Genomic DNA, 18,803 nt, shown 5'->3' on the forward strand with positions numbered 1-18,803 from the left:
TCAATCCGCCCGTGCGTCGATCCATTGCGCCGCGTCTCCTTCGCACAGCACGTGCGCGAGCCCGCCCGGCAAGGTGGCCAGGCCGCGGAAGCCGGCGGACTGAACGCTGGCGGCATCAGCCCGTGCCGGATCCGCCAGGCGCACCGCCAGGCGGGTGCCCAGTGCCTCGGCCTGGTCCACGTTACCGGCGCCGCCCAGGGCGGCGAGCAAGGCCTCGTGATTGAGCTGACCGGAAACCGCTGCAACCGCAGGGGCCGGTAAGCGCGCGGTGGTGGCGGTCTGCCCGGGGCCGGCACTCGCCGCACAGCGCAGGTTATCCGCGATCTCGTCCGCGCGCAGGCCCATGATCACCTGCAGGGTGTCGGCCGTCGGCCGCAACACGCCGGCGGCGCCCAGCCGTTTCAGGCCGGCTTCGTTGACGGCGCCCTGGTCCGCCACGCGCAGCCGCAGCCGCGTGGTGCAGGCATCGATATCGGCCAGGTTGCCGGCGCCACCCAATGCCGCCAGGATCGCGGCGGTCTCCTCATTTGTATCCAGTGGCGCGGCGGCCTCATCACCGGCGACGGCGTCGGTGACCGGCCCGCGCCCGGGCGTCGGGATGTTGAAGCGCAGGATCGCCCAGCGAAAGGTGACGTAGTACATGGCAAACCAGACGGCACCGATCACCGGGACCATCCACGGTCGGGTCGCCAGGCCGAAGTTCAGGACATAGTCGAACAGGCCGGCCGAGAAACCGAAGCCATGGCGGACACCGAGCAGGTCCATCAGCGTCATGCTGATGCCCGTCAGCACCGCGTGCACGGCGTACAGCACCGGCGCGACGAACATGAAGGTGAACTCGATGGGCTCGGTGATCCCGGTCAGGAAAGAGGTCAGGCCCATGGACAGCAGCAGGCCGCCGACGGCCTTGCGGCGCGCCGGCTCGGCGCAGTGGTACATGGCCAGGCAGGCTGCCGGCAGGCCAAACATCATGACCGGGAAGAAACCGGCCATGAAGGCCCCGGCGGACGGGTCGCCGGCGAAGAAGCGGCGCAGGTCACCGGTCACACCTTCGAAATCACCGACGATGAACCAGGCGATGTTGTTCAGGATGTGATGCAGGCCGGTGATGATCAGCAGGCGATTGAGCAGACCAAAGATGAACAGCCCCACCCCGCCCGCGCCGACCACGGCCTCGCTGAGCGCGTTCATGCCCGTTTCCACCGCCGGCCAGCCGAAGCCGAACAGCAAGGCCAGCCCCAGGCCGGCGACACCGGAAACGATCGGTACGAAACGGCGCCCGGCAAAGAACGCCAGGTAATCCGGCAGGCGGATTTCGGCATAGCGGTTGTACAGCCAACCGGCGACGATGCCGCAGATCAGGCCCACCGGCACGCTCATCTTGCCAATCGCGCCATCAAGAAAATCAGCCTTCAGCAGCGCCTCGTACTCTGACGCGTTGAGCGCCGTGGCGGCGGCGAAGGCCTCCGGCGGCACCGGGATCAGGGTGCGCGCGCCTTCGGTGGTGACGAAATAGGCCACGGCCGCCGCCAGGCCGGCCGCACCGTTATTGCCACGCGCCAGTCCGACGGCCACGCCGATGGCAAACAGCAGGCCCAGGTGCGAGAACACGGCATCGCCAGCGGCGGCCATGAATGGCAGGTTCAGCAGGTCGTCCTGGCCCAGGCGCAGCAGCAGGCCGGCCACTGGCAGCACCGCGATCGGCAGCATCAGCGAGCGGCCGAGTTTCTGGGCGGCGGGGAACAGCGTTCCGGTAACGAATGATTTCATGTCAATTCCTTGTTCAGCGGTTGCCGCCGGTGGAAGCCTGCCAGGCACGAACCTGCCCGCGAACCGCCGCGGCCGATTCGCAGGCCAGTGCCGCCGTCGCCAGCTGCTCACAATCCGGGATCGAAACACCGCGCAAGGCCGCCTTGACCCGCGCGACCCTGGCCTGTGGCACCGATAGCTTGCGCACGCCCAGGCCCACCAGCACCGGCACCGCCTGCAGGTCGGCCGCGGCGGCGCCGCAGACGCTGACCTCAATGCCGGCATCACGGCCGGCCTGCGCCGTCATAGCCACCATGGCCAGCACCGCCGGGTGCAGCGCGTCGAGTTGCTTCGCCAGCCCCGGGGACAGGCGGTCCATGCACAGGGTGTACTGGGCCAGGTCGTTGGTGCCGATGGAGAAGAAGTCCACGTGCCGGGCGAGCCGCTGCGCGGTCACCGCCGCGGCCGGGGTCTCGACCATGATGCCCAGGCGCAGCTCGGCCGCCAGGCCCAGCCGCTCACGCAGGGCCACCACGCGCTCGCGCACCGCCGCCACTTCGTCCGCACCGGTCACCATGGGCAGCATCACGCGCAACGGCTGTGGGCTCTCGACCCGCAGCAGGGCTTCGAGCTGCGCGTCCAGCAGCGCCGGCCGTGCCAGTTGCAGGCGAATACCGCGCTCGCCCAGCGCCGGGTTGTCTTCGGCGGCCTGGTCCAGGTAGTCGATGGGCTTATCGGCGCCCGCATCCAGGGTGCGCACCACCAGCGGCCGGTCGCCAAGGGCATCGACAATAGCCTGCAGTTCGTGACGCTGCTGTTCCACCGAGGGTGCGGTGCCACGAGACATAAACAGGAACTCCGTTCGCAACAGGCCGCAGCCTTCTGCGCCGGCCTCAACCGCGGCAGCAGCCTCGCCGACACCGGCCAGGTTGGCCTGTACCGCCACGGCCACACCGTCCGCCGTCATGCCGGGCAAGTGCGCCTGCGCCAGGGCGTCCCGCGCCACGCGCTGTTCCGAACGGACATGCCCGGCGAAGGCCGCGAGCGCGTCTTCGGGCGGCGCCACCAGGATCTCGCCGTTCTCGGCGTCAACACAAAGCGGCGTGCCGTCCGCGATCGCCAACAGCCGCGGACCGGCGCCGACCAGCATGGGCAGGCCGCGCGCCGAGGCCAGCAGCGCCACGTGCGAGGTCACCCCGCCTTCGGCCAGGCAGATGGCGACCGGGGCAGCAGGTTCGATGGCCATCAGCTGCGAAGGCAGCAGGTTGTCGGCCAGCACCACCGCCCCCTCGGGCAGCGACAGCGCGGCGCCGGGCGCCTTGCCGGCGAGGATGTCGACGGCCTGCAGGCCGATATCGCGAAGGTCATCGACGCGCTCGCGCAGGCGGGCGTCGTCGAGCGCCGCCAAGCGTGCGGCGGCGTCCTGCGTGGCCTGCCACCAGGCCTCGGCCGCAGAATGACCGGCCTCGATGGCGGACCGTGCGTCGGCCAGCAGGCCGGGATCGCGGACCAGCGCGTGGTGGGCGCCCGCCACCTCGGCGGCCTCACCTTCGGCCGTGGTGGATTGCCTTTGCAGATGCTCCGCCAGCGCGGCGATGGCCGTGTCCAGCGCCGCACGCTCCTGCTCCGGCGTGCCTTCCGGCCCTGCCAGTGCGGGCTCACCACCGAAGTCCAGTACCGCGGCCACACCCGTGGCCAGGCCGGCGCTCGCCACCAGGGCGGGCAGGCGCGACCCGGGTTCCGGCGCGTGCAGTTCCGGCTCCGGCGTCAATTCAAAGTCTGCCTGCGAATGCGATTCATCCGATGACGCATCCAGCGGCTCCAGGAACGCGGCAACAGCCTCGATCGCCGCAGCGGCATCGGCGCCGCTGGCCTCGATGCGCACGACATCACCGCGGCGAATGCCCAGGCCCATCAGGGCCACCGGGCTGGTGACATCGGCTCCCCGCCCCGCTGCCGAAACCAGGCGAACGCGGGCATCCATCGCGTCCAGGGTGCCGCCCAGCAGGCCCGCCGGGCGGGCATGGATGCCGTGCTCGAGCCCGGTGCGCAGTTCCAGGACTTCGTCTGGCTCAACCGCAGAGCCATTGGCCTGGCTCACCGCCGGATCGATGACAGCGTCTTCACCCATGACCACTTCGAACAGCGCATCGCCCTCGCTCACCGGGCCGGGATCGCGCACCGCCCTGAGCCCCACGCCCGGCGCATTCAGCACGAGCACCGGCGTACGCAGGCTGGGGGCGGAACGCGCCAGCAGGTCCGGATCAAACGTCAGCAACACCTGGCCCGTCGTCACGCGGTCACCGGCCACAACCAGCGCCTCGAAACCGCGCCCGGCCAGGCTCACCGTATCGATACCGACATGCACCAGGCACTCGACACCGTTGTCGGCGCGCAGGCTGACCGCGTGGCGGCTGTCCGGCACGGCGACCACCTGGCCGTCGAACGGCGCCACCACGCGCCCGCCGGTGGGGTCAATCGAGACGCCCTGGCCCAGCGTGCCGCCGCTGAACACGGGATCGGGGTTGTCGTCCAGCCCGGCACACCAGCCGGACAGGGGGGATTTGAAGGTGATGACATTCATGATGGGGGACATGCTAACTCCATTCCCGGGAAAGGGGTTTCCCGGCAAGGACATGGGCCAATAAAAAGGCCCGGTGAACCGGGCCCGACATACGCTTGTCGTGACCCCCGCCGCCTTGCCGGCGGCGGGGACTCACGGACCAGGGGGACCCGCTCAGAAGTTGAACCGCAGGTTCAGGTAGTACTGGCGGCCGTTCTCGTAGATGGAACGCGGACGCTCCTTGCTCTCGGCGTAGTACTTGTAGGCCTCGTCGGTCAGGTTACGACCATCCAGTGACACGGTGAAGTTGTCGCTGATGATGTAGCCGATGGAGCCGTCGACGCTCTGGATGTCATCCTGGTAGAACGCGGATGCACGGTCCAGGCCGCTGTAGAACGCGGAGCGGAAGTTGTACGACAGGCGCACGGACCAGTTGTCGGTTTCGAAGTAGCCACCCAGGTTGTAGGTGTTCTTCGAGGTGCCCAGCATCGGCTGGTCATCCGCCGTGTCGGCGTCGGCGTACGAGTAGTTGGCCATGATGCCGAAGTAGTCGCCAATCGGCTGCTGCAGCGCCAGCTCGAAGCCCTTGACCTTGGCCGAGGAGTTCACCGGCACGGTCAGCAGGTAGTCGACGTAGCGGCCCTGCGGGTTCTGCGCGTCAATCGTGAAGATCGAGCGGGTCTCCTGGCCCAGGGCGATGTAGTTGTCGATGTCCATGTAGAACAGGCTCGCGGCCAGCAGCGCACGGTCGGCGAAGTACCATTCCCAGGCCACGTCGAAGTTGGTCGACAGGATCGGCTCCAAGTCCGGGTTGCCGCCGGAACCGCTACCCACCTCGCCTTCAACCGCCGGCGGCACCAGGCTCACGGAGCCGGCCAGGGCAGAGTAGTCGGCGCGGGACAGCGTCTGGGTCAGCGCCACGCGCAGGTCCATGTCCTCGGCCAGTTCGTAGCGGAAGTTGGCCGTCGGCAGCCAGTCGTTGTAGGTGTGGCTGGTGTTGACCTGCTTGTACGGGCCGAAGGCCGACGTGGTGATCGCGTCCGGGTCGGAGGCATCGGCGTTCACGTAGGTGTCGATGTCTTCCTTGGTCTGCACGTAGCGCAGGCCCAGGTTGCCGGACCAGCGGGCACCGTTGAAGTTGAACTGCACGTAACCGGCGGTAGAGGTTTCCTCCAGGTCGTAGGTACCCTGGAAGTAGAAGCGTGACAGCGGGTCGCGGTCGGTGAAGCGGTTGTATTCGGCCAACTGCTCCGGCGAGAAGTACCAGATGTCGCGCGGAATGTTGCCACCCAGGTTGCCACCCCAGTCACCCGGGTAGTTCTCGTAGCCGGACGGGAAGTTGGCCGGGTCGAACGGCGACTCGGAACCCACCGGGCAGAAGAACTCCTGTGACCAGTCAAACGGCACGGTGTTGCCACCGGAATCAATACAACCCGGCCCCTGCGCGGTGACCTGGCCCAGGCTGCGGCCGTGCTCGGCGCGGCGGGCGCCGAAGTCGATGGAGCTCAGCACACCGGACTCGATGTCCCAGGTGGTGTCGAGCTGCAGCCAGTCTTCCTCGTCCACCACGTCGATGTCCTGGTAACCGAAGATCCAGTCCAGCTTGTAGTCGGTCAGCGGGTCGCCGGGCTGCGAGGTGTCGGTGCTGCCCAGGTGCCAGTCGGCCGTGCCGACACCGTTCAGCTGCCAGCCGGCGCCGGTGCCAAGGCCCAGGTCCCATTCGGCGACGTCCTGGGTCGGCGTCTTGCCGCGGCCCTCGGAGGTGCCGGCCTGTGCGAACACGGTCCAGCTGTCGTTCAGCGACCACTCCATCTCGGCGCTGATGTAGTCCGAGCTGGACTCGTCGCCCGGGCGGGAGATCTGGTCGTAAATGCCATATTGCTGCGTGGCGACCGGGCTGAACTCGGCCGCGACCAGGGTGTTGTCGCGCACGGTGAAGCCAGAATCCGGCACCGCGCCGCCCTGGATGATGCGGGCGCCCCAGAGCATGTAGTTACGGTTGTAGTTGCTGGCTTCCAGGTTCGAGCTGAAGGCGTCGACGACAAAACTCAGGTCGTCGGTGGGCGCGAACTCGACGGTCACCTGGCCACCGGTGCGCTTGCGCTCCTGCTCGAACAGCGCGGAGCCGACCAGCGTCGGGTACAGCACGCCTTCCAGTTCCGGATAGGCCTGGGCGGCGGCATCGCCGGCGCCGATGACGTTGTAGCCCAGGATCTCCTGGCCGTCACGGCGCAGGTGGCGCTCCTGGCTGAAGCCCTGGACCATGATGCCGAAGGTGCCGTCGGCGTTCTTCCAGTTCAGCAGCGCGGACAGCTGCGGGTCCATCTCGTCCGGCAGGTCGGCGTAGACCATGCCGACGTTACCGTGCACGGTCACACCATCGTCGAAATTCAGCGGGCTGTGGGTCTTGATGTCGATGCTGCCGGTCAGGCCGCCTTCCACCAGCTTGGCCTCGTAGGTCTTGCGCACCACGATCTGCTCGACCAGCTCGGACGGCAGCAGCGAGTAGCTGACGCTGCGGCCGACGGTGCCAGTCTGGTTAAGTACGAACCAGTCACCGGTGCCGATGTTGTGGCCGTTGATCAGCGTCTGCGTGTACGACGGGCTGGTGCCGCGCATGCTGACGCGGTCGTTCTCGTCGAAGGCGCCTTCGTTGGCGCTGGCGGCGCTGATGGTAATACCGGGCACGCGCTGCAGCGAGTCGGCGATGTTGCGGTCGGGCATCTTGCCGATGTCCTCGGCGCTGATCACTTCAACGTGTGAATCAGAGCTGCGCTTCACGTCCAGTGAACGCTGCAGGCTGCCGCGGATACCGGTGACCACGACCTCTTCCATCACGGGGTCGACGGCGTCATCGCTGTCCTGGGCATGTGCGGGGTTGATGTTGGCATACAGCGCCAGGGCAATGGCGGCGCTCAATACGGCGGTGTTTTTCTGGGTCATGGCATGTTCACCTTCGTGTGCGTTCTGTACTGAATGACGGGGACCTATCCGACTTATTGGTTAGTACCAATTTGATAAAAGCATATTACCAATGAATACCAATTTCCAGCCCAATTTACGAAAAAGCAACATAAAATCGCTATGTCACTGTTTTTATATTGGATAAATCACCCGTGCAAAATTAATCACAATAATCTCTTGGCATTATTGGTCTTATATTGGTTATATTATTGGCATGAGCGAACCAGCCCCCAAATCCCTGTCCGCCGACCTGGCCGAGCGTTTTGCGCAGGTCGAGCAGAATGAACACCTGCCGTTGTACCGCCAGGTGCAGAACCTGTTGCGTGACGCGATCAATGAGCGAAGCCTGAAGCCCGACGACGTCCTGCCGCCTGAAAGGGAACTGGCGCAGCTGTTTGGCGTGTCCCGAATCACCATCCGCAAGGCCATCGAGGGGCTGGTGAACGAGGATGTCCTGGGCACCCGGCAGGGTTCCGGCACCTTCGTGCGCCCGAAGGTGGAGAAGAACTTCGCCCAACTCAATTCCTTCTCCGAGGAAATGGCCGCCCGCGGTATGACCCCGGACAGCGTCTGGCTGAGCCGCGCCGAGGGCACGGTCTCCCCGGACGAATCAATGACGCTGCGAGCCAGCCCGGGCACGCGGGTTTTCCGCTTCAACCGTATTCGCCTGGCGGACGGCAACCCGATGTCGATCGAAAAAGCCGTGGTGTTGGCGGACTGCCTGCCGTCCATTACTGCGGTCGACCACTCGCTCTACGCGGCGCTGAAGAAGACCGGCAACCGTCCGGTGCGGGCGCTGCAGCGGCTGAAAGCGCTGCTGCTGAACGCCGAGCAAGCCAAGCTGCTGGGCGCACGCGAAGGCGATGCCGGCCTGCTGGCCGAGCGCATCGGCTTTAACGCCAAGGGGGCCGCCATCGAGTTCTCGCAAAGCTGGTACCGTGGCGACACCTATGACTTCGTGGCCGAACTGAGCCTGGGAGAATGACCATGACCACGAGCCCCGCGGCGCCCGCGCGCGCGCCCGAATCCACCGCCATGTTCCGCGAAGCCGCCGAGGCGGCCCGCGTGGTCAGCGACCAGATCGAGCACAACCGGGACATCGCCCGCGACATCGGCCGCCTGCTGCGCGAGCGCGACCCCGCGTTCATGCTGACGGTCGCGCGCGGCAGCTCTGACCATGCCGCCACCTATGGCAAGTACCTGGTCGAGACCCGTAGTGGCCTGTTTACCGCTTCCGCCGCACCATCGGTCAACTCCATTTACAAGGCGCCGATGCAATTTGAGCGTGGCGCCTGCATCGTCATTTCCCAATCCGGCGCCAGCCCCGACCTGCTGGCCGTAGCCGAAGCGGCGCGCCGTGGCGGTGCGCCGGTCATTGCCCTGGTCAATGTTGAATCGTCACCGCTGGCCGAGATGGCCGACGCCGTGCTGCCCCTGCGGGCCGGCCCGGAGAACAGCGTGGCCGCCACCAAGTCCTTTATCGGCTCGCTGTCCGCGCTGGTGCAGCTGACCGCCGAATGGCAGGACGACCAGGACCTGCGTGACGCGCTCGCCACTGCCCCGGAACACCTTGCCGCGGCCTGGGACTGCGACTGGAGCGCCGCGCTGGAACCGATCATGGCGACCCGCAGCCTGTTCACGCTGGGCCGCGGTATCGGCCTGGGCATCGCCCAGGAAGCCGCGCTCAAGTTCAAGGAAGTCTGCGGCCTGCACGCGGAAGCCTATTCCTCGGCGGAGGTCCTGCACGGACCGGTCACCATCGCGCGCGACGCGTTCCCGATGCTGGTCATGGCGCAGGACGACGCCACCGCGCCCGGTGTGCGCGACCTGGTCGCCGAGCTCAGCGGCCGCGACCTGACGCTGATGACGGCCGGCGTGACCGCCCCCGGCGCGATTGAACTGCCAACGCCATCCGCGCACCCGGTGATCGAGCCGCTACTGCGCATCCAGAGCTTTTACCGCCTGGCCAACCAGCTGTCACTGGCGCTGGGGCAGGACCCGGACAACCCGCCGTTCCTGCGCAAGGTCACCGCGACCGTCTGACCATGATCCACAACGCCTCCACGCTGACGGCCATCACCGATGCCCGGGTGGTGACCCCGGACGGCATCCGTGACGACCTCGCGGTGATGGTGCGCGGTGGCCGCATCGTCGACCTGGTCCCGGCCACTGCGGTGGGCGACGCGAAGGTCATCGACCTGCTGGGCAGCTACCTGTTGCCCGGTTTTGTCGACACCCAGGTCAATGGTGGCGGCGGTGTGCTGTTCAACGACGACCCGTCGCCGGGCACGGTGCGGACCATCGCCCGCGCCCACGCGCGCTACGGCACCACCGGGCTGCTGGCCACGCTGGTCAGCGACCACCTGGACGTGGTCGAGCGCGGGCGCAAGGCGGTCGACGCCGTCATCCGCGACGGCGAGCAGACCGTCATCGGCCTGCACATCGAGGGGCCTTTCATCAACACGGAGCGGCGCGGCGTGCACGACGCCGAGCGCATCCGGCCGCTGACCCGTGCGACCGCCGAACGGCTGGCGCCGCTGGAACTGGGCCCCACCCTGATCACCGTGGCGCCGGAAATGGCCGAACCCGGCGCCATCCGTGCGCTGGTCAAACGCGGTTTCATCGTCGCCGCCGGCCACAGCGCGGCCAGCCACGAGCAGGTTGCCGCCGCCATCGACGAGGGACTGACCGGCTTCACTCACCTCTACAACGCCATGTCGCAACTCACCGTGCGCGAGCCCGGCGTAGTGGGCGCGGCGCTGGACAGTGACAACACCTATGCCGGCTTCATCGCCGACGGTGTGCACGTGGCCGCCGCCTGCGCGCGCATCGCGTTGCGCTGCAAGGGCCCGGAAAGGCTGATGCTGGTGACGGATGCCATGCCGGCGGTGGGCACGTCACAGACCACCTTTGAGTTACTTGGCGAAACCATCACTGTTGAAGACGGCGTCTACCGCGACCGCCACGGCGCCCTGGCCGGCAGCAGCCTGGACATGGCGACCGCGGTGCGTGGCATGATGCGGCTCACCGGTTGCGACCTGGTCACGGCGGCGACGATGGCCGCCACCACCCCGGCCCACTTCCTGGGCCTGCAGCGTGAGCGCGGCGCCATCGCCCCGGGCCTGGCCGCCGACTTCGCTATCCTCGACCACGAGCTGCGCCCCGTCGCCACCATCACCGGCGGCCTGACGGCATGGTCAAAAAACGAGGAACCGCTACACTAGCGGACCATGATCCTGCTCGAAGACGCCACCGACATCGCCCACGTCATCGAACTGGCGGTGGCGCCGGTGTTCCTGCTGGCCGGTATCGGCGCCTTCATCAACGCCTTCGCCGCCCGCCTGGGGCGCGTGTTTGACCGTGGCCGACTGCTCGAGGACATGCTCGACCATGCCGGCTCCGAAGAAGCGGCACTGATCCGCGTGGAGCTGGCTATCCTGTGGCGCCGCGCACGCCTGGCCAATATCGGTATTGCGCTGGATATCCTCTCGGCGCTAATCGTCTGCATCCTCATCGCGGTGGCCTTTGCCGGTTTCTTTTTCGATTTCGAGATCCGCGCGGCCGTGGCCAGCCTGTTCATCCTGGCCATGCTGGCACTGATCGGCGGCCTGGTGGCGTTCCTGTGGGAGGTCTACATCGCGGTGCGGCGGTTTTCCTTCGGCATTCGCTCTTCCGGTGTCAAGCGCGACTGAAGACCGCGCCACGGCAACGTATGGCCGCAACATGGAATATGCTATGTTTGCGTCGCACCCATTTGGGGAATTGTTTATTCCATGTCCTGCCTGGCCAAAATCCGTGCGTTCCAGGATGAACTGTCTCCGAACGAGAAGAAGATCGCTCGCTTCATCCTGGACAACCCGGCACTGATCCGAGACTACTCGTCGCAGAGCCTGGCCCACGCCGTGGGCGTCAGCCAGTCCAGCATCGTCAAGTTCAGCCAGAAACTGGGCTTCCGCGGTTTCACCGACCTGAAGCTCGCCATTCACGAGGCCTTCCTGACCGGCGACGGTCACGACAACGGTGACGGTAACGGCAACGGCGGCGTCGACGACGATGCCTCGGTGGCCGAACTGCTGTACCAGACCAAGCAGCAGGCACTGCTGAACACCATGCAGCTGAACGAGGAAAAGCAACTGGAGGCAGCGGTCGATATCCTGGAAAAAGCCCAGCGTACGCAGATTATCGCCATGGGCTGGAGCGCGCTGGCGGCGCGGCATTTCGCCTCCATGCTCAGCCAGATCGGGCGCGCCGTGATCGCCGAGACCGATGCCTATTTCCAGCTCTCCAGCGTCGCCACGCTGGGTAAGGGCGACGCCATTTTCCTGGTCTCGCTCACCGGCCAGGCGCCGCGTACGCTGGAGGCCGTCAAGAAGGCGCGCCGCGCCGGCGTCAAGGTGGTCACGCTGACCACCTACAGCGCCAACCCGTTCCGCTCGCTGGCCGACGTGCAGCTGTACTCGGTCAGCACGGCGGGCAAATACGAACTGCCGCAGATTGTCTCCATGACCTCGCAGCAGTACATGATCGACCTGCTGTTCAAGCTGATTATTCGCCGCAACCGCAAGGCGAAAGAGTTACTGGCGCTGAACCGCCAGGATGTCGAAAGCTTCTAGACCGGGGACCACCCTCCCCGCACCCATGAACAGGACCGCCATGACCCACAGAATTCTCCTGCCCGGCCTGCTATTGATGCTGGCCGGCTGCGCCACCGCGCAGGCGCCGGCAACCGTGCCAGCCGCTGAATCAGCACCCGCTGCGCCTGCCACGGCAAACATCGACATCGACCTGCTGGCTCGCTACGCCATGGAGACCTTCGATGTCCCCGGCATGGCCGTGGGCGTCATCAAGGATGGCGAAGTGGTGTATGCCGCTGGCCACGGCCTCCGCGAGGCCGGGCAGCCGGGTGGGGTCAATACCGACACCCTGTTCCGCCTGGCCTCGGTAACCAAGGCCTTCACCGCCGCCGCGGCAGCGGTAATGGTCGACGATGGCAAGCTCAGCTGGGACGGCCCGGTCAACCAGGTGCTGCCGGCGCTGCGCATGAACGACCCCTGGGTCACGGCCAATATTTCCATGGTCGACCTGCTGGCCCACCGCAGCGGACTGCCCGCCCATGCCGGCGACCTGCTGCTATGGCCGGTGCCCAACGCGTTCACCGAGGACGATATCGTCGCCGCGCTGCAGTACTTCCCGCTGGATGCCGGTTTCCGCAACGGCTACACCTACGACAACGTGCTCTACATCGTTGCCGCGCAGGCCATCGAGCAGGCCGGCGGCACGAGCTGGGGTGAAACGGTCGACACGCGGCTGATGGCCCCACTGGGCCTGGACCGTTGCTTCGCCGGCGTGATCCCGGAAGAGCAGATGCGCAACCTGGCGGCTCCGCACGGCGGCCGCGGCAGCGACTGGAGCGTGATCGAGCGCAACCGCATTCCCCGCCAGCCCGACAAGTTCTCCCCTGCCGGCGGCATCGCCTGCAGCCTGGATGACATGCTCACCTGGGTGGGCACACAGCTGGCCGGCGGCGTGGGCCCGGACGGCACCGCGGTGTTCAGCCCGGCGGCGGCCCGGACCATGTGGCGGCCGCACAACCCGCTGGGCGTCAGCGGCGCCGAGAAGCAACTGCACGGCACCAACTTCAAGGCCTACGGCCTGGGCTGGCGGCTGCGCGATGTGCATGGCGTCATGGAGGTCTCGCACACCGGCTCGCTGGACGGCTGGCGCGCCCACGTGGTGATGGCGCCGGACCTGGGCCTGGGCATCGTCACGCTGCTGAACAGTTCCAGCAGCGCCGCCCGCAGCGCCGTCTCGACCCAGATTCTCTACAGCTACCTGGACGCACCCCCCATCGACTGGGTGGGCTGGTACCGTGACCAGCAATCATCCGGCGGTGGTTCAGCCGAACAGGACGCCGAACCGGACCGCGGCCCGGTCCAGCCCGCGCGGCCGCTGGCACGCTACACCGGCCAGTATGCCGACCCATGGTTCGGCGACGTCGCCATCACGCTGGACGAGGGCACGCTGCGGTTCAGCGCCGACAAGGCGCCCAAGTTCACCGGGCCGCTGCTGCACCATGACGGCGACCTGTTCCTGGCGCAATGGGACGATCGCGAGGTCGGCATGGACGCCTGGGTGCGCTTCGTGTTCGACCCAGCGGGCCGGGTGACCGGCGTGCGCATGAACCGGCAGATGAACAGCCCTTCAGACCTGGACCACTTCCGCTTCTTGGACCTGGTCCCCGTCGATAACGCCAAGGAAGCCAACCGATGAGCAACCTGGTGCAGGTACCGCGTTCTGAGAAGGGGTTGCTGCGGCACCCCGCGCATCGCTACGGCACGTCTGAACGCGGCGTGGCGCTGGAATTCTTTGGCCCCGACGCGGGCCCCGTGGACCTGCTGGTCATGGCATCGATGCACGGCGACGAGTGCGACTCCACCGTGGCCCTGTCCGAAGCCCTGCGAGTGGTGCCCAACGGCGCGCTGGCCAACCCGGTGATCCTGTCGGTGAACCCCGACGGCATCCTGCGCGGCACCCGTTGCAACGCCAATGGCGTGGACCTGAACCGCAACTGGCCGGCCAGCAACTGGTCACCGGAGCCGGTGCGCTATAAGGACCACGGCAAGACCGTTCAGGACATCGAGCTGAGCACCGGTGCCTCCGCCGGGTCGGAGGCGGAAACCCAACACCTGCTGGCACTGGTGGAACGACTGCGCCCACGCGCCATCGTCAGCCTGCACGCACCGCTGGGCTGCATCGACGACCCCGACGACTCCGCGCTGGGCCGCTGGATTGCCGCGGAAACAGACCTGCCCCTGGTGCCCGACGTCGGCTACGCCACGCCCGGCTCCTTCGGCAGCTGGTGCGCCGAGAAAGGCATTCCCATCATCACCTGGGAACTACCTGCCGACCCGCTGCCGGCGGTCATCGACTCGCACGCGCCGGTGCTGTTCAAGCTGATCACCGGCACGTATATCGACGAGGTCGGCTGAGTGCGCATCGCCATCACCGATTCCGGCGTGGGCGGCCTGTCGGTGTGCGCGGCGCTGGAAGCCGAGCTGGCGCGGCGCGGGCTGGGCGCCAACCTTGAACTGCTGTACCTGAACGCCGCGCTGGAAGACGACTACGCCTACAACTCCATGCCGACCCGGCGCGAGCAGGTGGAAACCTTCGACGGTTTCCTCGACGCCGCTTTCAGCGATTACGCGCCCGACCTGCTGTTTATCGCCTGCAACACCCTGAGCGTGATGTTCGACGACCCGTATTTCGACCACCAGACGCGCGACCGCGTGGCCGGCATTGTCGACACCGGTGTGGCCGAAATCCTGGCGGCGCTGGAGGACTGGCCGGATGCCGGCGTGGCCGTGTTCGCGACGCCGATCACGGTCGCCGGCAACACCTACCGCCGACGACTGGAGTCGGCTGGGGTGGCGCCATCGCGCATCGTCCAGCAGGCCTGTCCCGAGCTGCCGGATGCCATTTCCAACGACGTGACCGGCGAGCAGGCGGCACGCCTGCTGGAACAGTTCGTGCCGGACGCACTGGGACAGTTCGAACCGTCACCAACCCGGGTGCTCGCCGCGCTGGGCTGCACACATTTCGGCTACCAGGCCGAGCGGTTCGCGCGGGAACTGGAACACCATGTGAACGCGGCCCGGGTGATTGACCCGAACGCGGCATCCGCAGGCGTGATCATCGATCGCGCGCTGGCCAAGGCGCCCGCCACCGCATCCCCCGGCGCGCCGCGGGTCACGGTCGTCAGCCGCTACACCATTCCCGACCGCCCGATGACCTCGCTGGCGAAGTACCTGGGGGACGCCGCACCGCTTACACTGGCGGCCCTGGTCAACCATGAAACCCGGCCGGACTTTTTCGCCCGCAAACCACAGGACCTCTCCGCTTGAGCGACACGAAAACAACAAGAACGCCCGCCGACCCGATGCGGTCGTTCAGCGAAGACACTGACATGAAGCGCGACCTGGGCCTGCTCGAAGCGGTGTCCATCGTCGTCAACCGCATCATCGGCTCGGGCATCTTCCGCACGCCGGCGCCCATCATGGCGGCCGTGGCCAGCACCTCGCTGTTCGGCCTGGTGTGGGCGCTGGGCGGCATCGTTACCATCTTCGGCGCGGTGATTTACGCCGAGCTGGCGGCGATGATGCCGCGCTCCGGCGGGCCGTATGAATACCTGAAGATGTCCTACGGGCCGTTCTGGGCCTTTTTGCGCGGCTGGGCGATGTTTTTCGTGTCGGAAACCGCGTCGATTACCGCGGTGGCGCTGATCTTCGCCGAGTACCTGAGTGCCGCCTGGTTCCTGGTCAATGGCGTACACCTGGACAAGATGGTGATCTTCGGCGTCGCCTTCGGCACCATCTGGCTGCTGACGGCAATCAATATGTGGGGCGTGCAGTTCTCCGGCTGGGTGCAGAACATATTCAGCTTCGTCAAGATCGCCGCGGTGGGCAGCATTATCGGTATCGCCTTCACCAGCTGGAGCACCGGCAACTGGGCCAACTTCATCACGCCGCTGTTCCCGGAATCATTCGGCGGCACGACCATCCTGGCCGTCGGCGCGGCGCTGCGCTACGCGTTCTTCGCCTTCAGCGGCTGGGAGGGCGCAACCTATATCGCCGAGGAAGTGAAAAACCCGCGCCGCAACCTGCCGCTGTCGCTGTTCATCGGCATTGGCGGCGTCATGCTGTTGTACCTGGGCGCCAACGCCGCCTACCTGTTCCAGCTGCCGCCCGAGCGCATTGCCGAGGCGCCGTGGGTGGCCACCGAGGTGATGACGGTCGCCATGGGCGCCACCGGCGGCATCCTGATCTCCGTCGCCGTGATGATCAACACCTTCGGCAACGTCAACACACAGATCCTGTGCAAGGCGCGCACCTGGCAGGCCATGGCCCGCGACGGCGTGTTCTTCGACTGGTTCGCGAAACTGCACCCGACCTACCGCACGCCCAACAACGCGCTGATCGGACAGGCCGGCTGGGCCACGGTGCTGCTGGTATTCGCGGTGCTGGCCGATAACTCTTACGAGACCATGATCGACTTCTTCTCGGCCACCTCGACCATCTTCAACATCCTGGTTTTCACATCAATCTGGGTCCTGCGCCGGAAATACCCGGACGCGCACCGGCCGTACCGCGCCTGGCTGTACCCGTGGAGCCTGGTCGGCATCCTGGCCATCTACTTCGCCTTCCTGGTCATCACGCTGATCACCGCCTTCGTGCCGTCGATCATCGGCCTGGGCCTGACGGCCACCGGCGCGGTGTACTACTTCTTCAAGGTAGGTTTCGGGCGCCGCGCGGCCGGGGCATCGGCGGACTGAGGCCTGGGGTATGAGACCGACGCGCGCGATCGTCCGGCTCGACAACATCGTCCATAACCTGGGCGTGGCCGCGCGGCTGGCGCCGGGCTCGAAGAACGTGCCGGTGATCAAGGCAAACGCCTACGGCCACGGCGCCGTGGAAGTGGCCCGCGCGCTGGCGCCGCATGCACCGGCACTGGCCGTGGCCTTCATGGACGAGGCCGTCGCGCTGCGCGAGGCCGGCATCGATCACCCGCTGCTGGTGTTGCAGGGGCCTTCGGCGCGCAGCGACGTCGAACTGGCGGCCGCCGAAGGTTTCTGGCTGATGCTGCACCGACCCGGCCAGGTGGACTGGCTGGCCAACGTGCGACTGGCGCGGCCCGTAACGACATGGCTGAAGGTCGACACCGGCATGCACCGCCTGGGCCTAGCCGCCGACGAGATCCCACCCGCGCTGGCACGACTCGAATCACGGGGCAATGTGCACGGGGATGTAGTGCTCAGCACCCACCTGTCACGCGCCGATGAAACCGACCAGGCCTTCACCCGCGAGCAACTGGCGCTGTTCCAGTCACTGACGCTGCCGCACGAACGTCCACGCAGCATCGCCAACTCCGCGGGCATCCTGTTCTGGCCGGAGGCCCATGCCGAGTGGAACCGCCCCGGCTACATGCTCTATGGCCAGTGCCCCAGCAACACGGCGTCGCCTTCCGGCCCGACCGCCGAACTGCGCGCGGCCATGACCATGCAATCGGCCATCATTTCCGTTCGCGACCTGGCGCCCGGCGAAGGCGTCGGTTACGGCCAGCGTTGGCGCGCCGAGCGACCATCACGCATTGGCACCGTCGCCATCGGTTACGGCGATGGCTACCCGCGCCATGCACCATCGGGAACGCCGGTGTGGGTGCGTGGGTGTCGCGCACCGCTGGTCGGTACGGTGTCCATGGACATGATCACGGTGGACCTGACCGACGTGGCGGGCGCCGATGTGGGCGATGAGGTGGAACTCTGGGGCGAGCATGTGCCGGTCAACGAAGTGGCCGCCCTTTCTGGCACAATCGGCTACGAACTCCTGGCCGGACTGACCGGGCGCGTGCCCCTGACGACATGATCGATTCCCCGACCCTGCTGCTGGACCGCGATCGCGCGCTGCGCAACCTGCACCGTATGCAGGACCGCGCGCAGGCCGCGGGCGTAGGCTTCCGGCCGCACTTCAAGACCCACCAGTCGCGCGCGGTGGGCGAGTGGTACCGCGAGGCCGGCATCGACCGGATCACCGTGTCGTCCATCGCCATGGCAGAGTACTTTGCCGACGCCGGCTGGGACGACATCCTGGTCGCGTTCCCGCTGAACCCGCTGGCCCTGCCCCGTTACCAGGCGCTGGGGTCACGCGTCCGCCTGGCCACGCTGGTGGACAACCCGGCCGCGCTGGCGGTCATCGCCGACGGGCCGGAACCGACCATGGACCTGTATGTCGACATCGACGCGGGCTATGGCCGCACCGGTGTTCCGGCCGATCAGGCTGACCGTGTCGGGGCATTGATCGACACCATCGACGCCATGTCCGGGCTGACGTTCCGCGGTTTCTACTGTCACCCCGGCGACACCTATCACCACGCCGATGCGGACGAGCGCGGCGCGATCCACACCCGCGCGACCGACGGCCTGCAGGCGCTGAAACAGCGCTTCGCTGCCCATACCCCGCGGGTGCTGATGGGCGATACCCCGGGCTGCAGCACCGCGGATGGCTTTCCCGGCGTCGACGAGATCACGCCCGGCAACTTCATCTTCTACGACCTGGTCCAGGCCAGCCTGGGCGCCTGCGACGAGGATGACATCGCCATCGCCATGGCCTGCCCGGTGGTTGGTCATTACCCGGACCGGGGCGAGATCGTCATCCACGGCGGTGGTGTTCATTTCGCCAAAGATGTACTCGAGGTCGACGGTCGCCACGTGTTCGGCAAGCTGGCCGAGCGCGATGGCGATGGTTGGCGGATCAGCCGCCAGGCGCTGTACCTGGACTCAATCTCGCAGGAGCACGGCATTATCCGTGTGCCGGCAGAGCGCTTGAACGAGTTTCGCGTGGGTGACGTGGTGATCGTGCTGCCCGTGCATAGCTGCATGACCGCGGACGCGATGGGCGGCTATGTCGATCTGAATGGCGTCGCAATCGATCATTTTTGATCTCATCCAAAAGGGTATTAGGCTTTCTGGATGACA

Annotated in this window: 14 protein-coding genes; 11 read left to right on the forward strand and 3 right to left on the reverse strand. The window is 66.9% G+C overall.

Going from position 1 to position 18,803, the window contains the following annotated elements:
* The 3 genes from nagE to F3N42_RS06095 all read right to left on the reverse strand — a co-directional run bounded on the left by nagE (position 1) and on the right by F3N42_RS06095 (position 7,255).
* Entirely contained in the window at positions 1 to 1,770 is a 1,770-nt protein-coding gene (gene nagE, locus F3N42_RS06085; RefSeq protein WP_150863498.1) for an N-acetylglucosamine-specific PTS transporter subunit IIBC, read from the reverse strand.
* A 13-nt stretch (positions 1,771 to 1,783) separates the two neighbouring features.
* Positions 1,784 to 4,345, reverse strand: coding sequence for a phosphoenolpyruvate--protein phosphotransferase (gene ptsP / locus F3N42_RS06090; protein WP_191621259.1), 2,562 nt, complete (start codon positions 4,343 to 4,345; stop codon positions 1,784 to 1,786).
* Positions 4,346 to 4,486: 141 nt separating this feature from the next.
* On the reverse strand, positions 4,487 to 7,255 hold the full coding sequence (locus F3N42_RS06095; protein ID WP_150863500.1) for a TonB-dependent receptor: 2,769 nt from the start codon (positions 7,253 to 7,255) through the stop codon (positions 4,487 to 4,489).
* Between the two features lie 235 nt (positions 7,256 to 7,490).
* Here F3N42_RS06095 and F3N42_RS06100 point away from each other — a divergent pair, with 235 nt between their 5' ends.
* The 11 genes from F3N42_RS06100 (at position 7,491) to F3N42_RS06150 (ending at position 18,767) form a co-directional block, all read left to right on the forward strand.
* On the forward strand, positions 7,491 to 8,261 hold the full coding sequence (locus F3N42_RS06100) for a GntR family transcriptional regulator (protein ID WP_150863501.1): 771 nt from the start codon (positions 7,491 to 7,493) through the stop codon (positions 8,259 to 8,261).
* 2 nt (positions 8,262 to 8,263) lie between these two features.
* A complete protein-coding gene (locus F3N42_RS06105) occupies positions 8,264 to 9,319 on the forward strand; it encodes an SIS domain-containing protein (RefSeq protein WP_224784765.1) in 1,056 nt (351 codons plus the stop codon).
* Between the two features lie 2 nt (positions 9,320 to 9,321).
* Entirely contained in the window at positions 9,322 to 10,500 is a 1,179-nt protein-coding gene (gene nagA / locus F3N42_RS06110; protein WP_150863503.1) for an N-acetylglucosamine-6-phosphate deacetylase, read from the forward strand.
* A 6-nt stretch (positions 10,501 to 10,506) separates the two neighbouring features.
* A complete protein-coding gene (locus F3N42_RS06115) occupies positions 10,507 to 10,968 on the forward strand; it encodes a DUF2721 domain-containing protein (protein ID WP_150863504.1) in 462 nt (153 codons plus the stop codon).
* Between the two features lie 81 nt (positions 10,969 to 11,049).
* Positions 11,050 to 11,889 carry a MurR/RpiR family transcriptional regulator gene (locus F3N42_RS06120; RefSeq protein WP_150863505.1) on the forward strand — a complete coding sequence of 280 codons (840 nt, stop codon included), beginning with the start codon at positions 11,050 to 11,052 and terminating at the stop codon, positions 11,887 to 11,889.
* Positions 11,890 to 11,914: 25 nt separating this feature from the next.
* Positions 11,915 to 13,546 (forward strand): serine hydrolase, encoded by a 1,632-nt coding sequence (locus tag F3N42_RS06125; RefSeq protein WP_191621260.1) that lies wholly within the window; start codon positions 11,915 to 11,917, stop codon positions 13,544 to 13,546.
* Entirely contained in the window at positions 13,543 to 14,265 is a 723-nt protein-coding gene (gene mpaA, locus F3N42_RS06130; RefSeq protein ID WP_150863507.1) for a murein tripeptide amidase MpaA, read from the forward strand. The genes F3N42_RS06125 and mpaA overlap by 4 nt, the downstream gene beginning before the upstream one ends.
* Positions 14,266 to 15,177, forward strand: coding sequence for an aspartate/glutamate racemase family protein (locus F3N42_RS06135; protein WP_150863508.1), 912 nt, complete (start codon positions 14,266 to 14,268; stop codon positions 15,175 to 15,177).
* On the forward strand, positions 15,174 to 16,604 hold the full coding sequence (locus F3N42_RS06140; protein ID WP_150863509.1) for an APC family permease: 1,431 nt from the start codon (positions 15,174 to 15,176) through the stop codon (positions 16,602 to 16,604). Before F3N42_RS06135 ends, F3N42_RS06140 begins: the two co-directional genes overlap by 4 nt.
* A gap of 10 nt (positions 16,605 to 16,614) precedes the next feature.
* On the forward strand, positions 16,615 to 17,694 hold the full coding sequence (alr, locus tag F3N42_RS06145) for an alanine racemase (protein ID WP_150863510.1): 1,080 nt from the start codon (positions 16,615 to 16,617) through the stop codon (positions 17,692 to 17,694).
* Complete coding sequence (locus F3N42_RS06150; protein ID WP_150863511.1) at positions 17,691 to 18,767, forward strand: alanine racemase; 1,077 nt, start codon at positions 17,691 to 17,693, stop codon at positions 18,765 to 18,767. Before alr ends, F3N42_RS06150 begins: the two co-directional genes overlap by 4 nt.
* The last annotated feature ends 36 nt before the right edge of the window (positions 18,768 to 18,803 follow it).

This window comes from Marinihelvus fidelis (assembly GCF_008725655.1).
Taxonomy (GTDB): domain Bacteria; phylum Pseudomonadota; class Gammaproteobacteria; order Xanthomonadales; family SZUA-36; genus Marinihelvus; species Marinihelvus fidelis.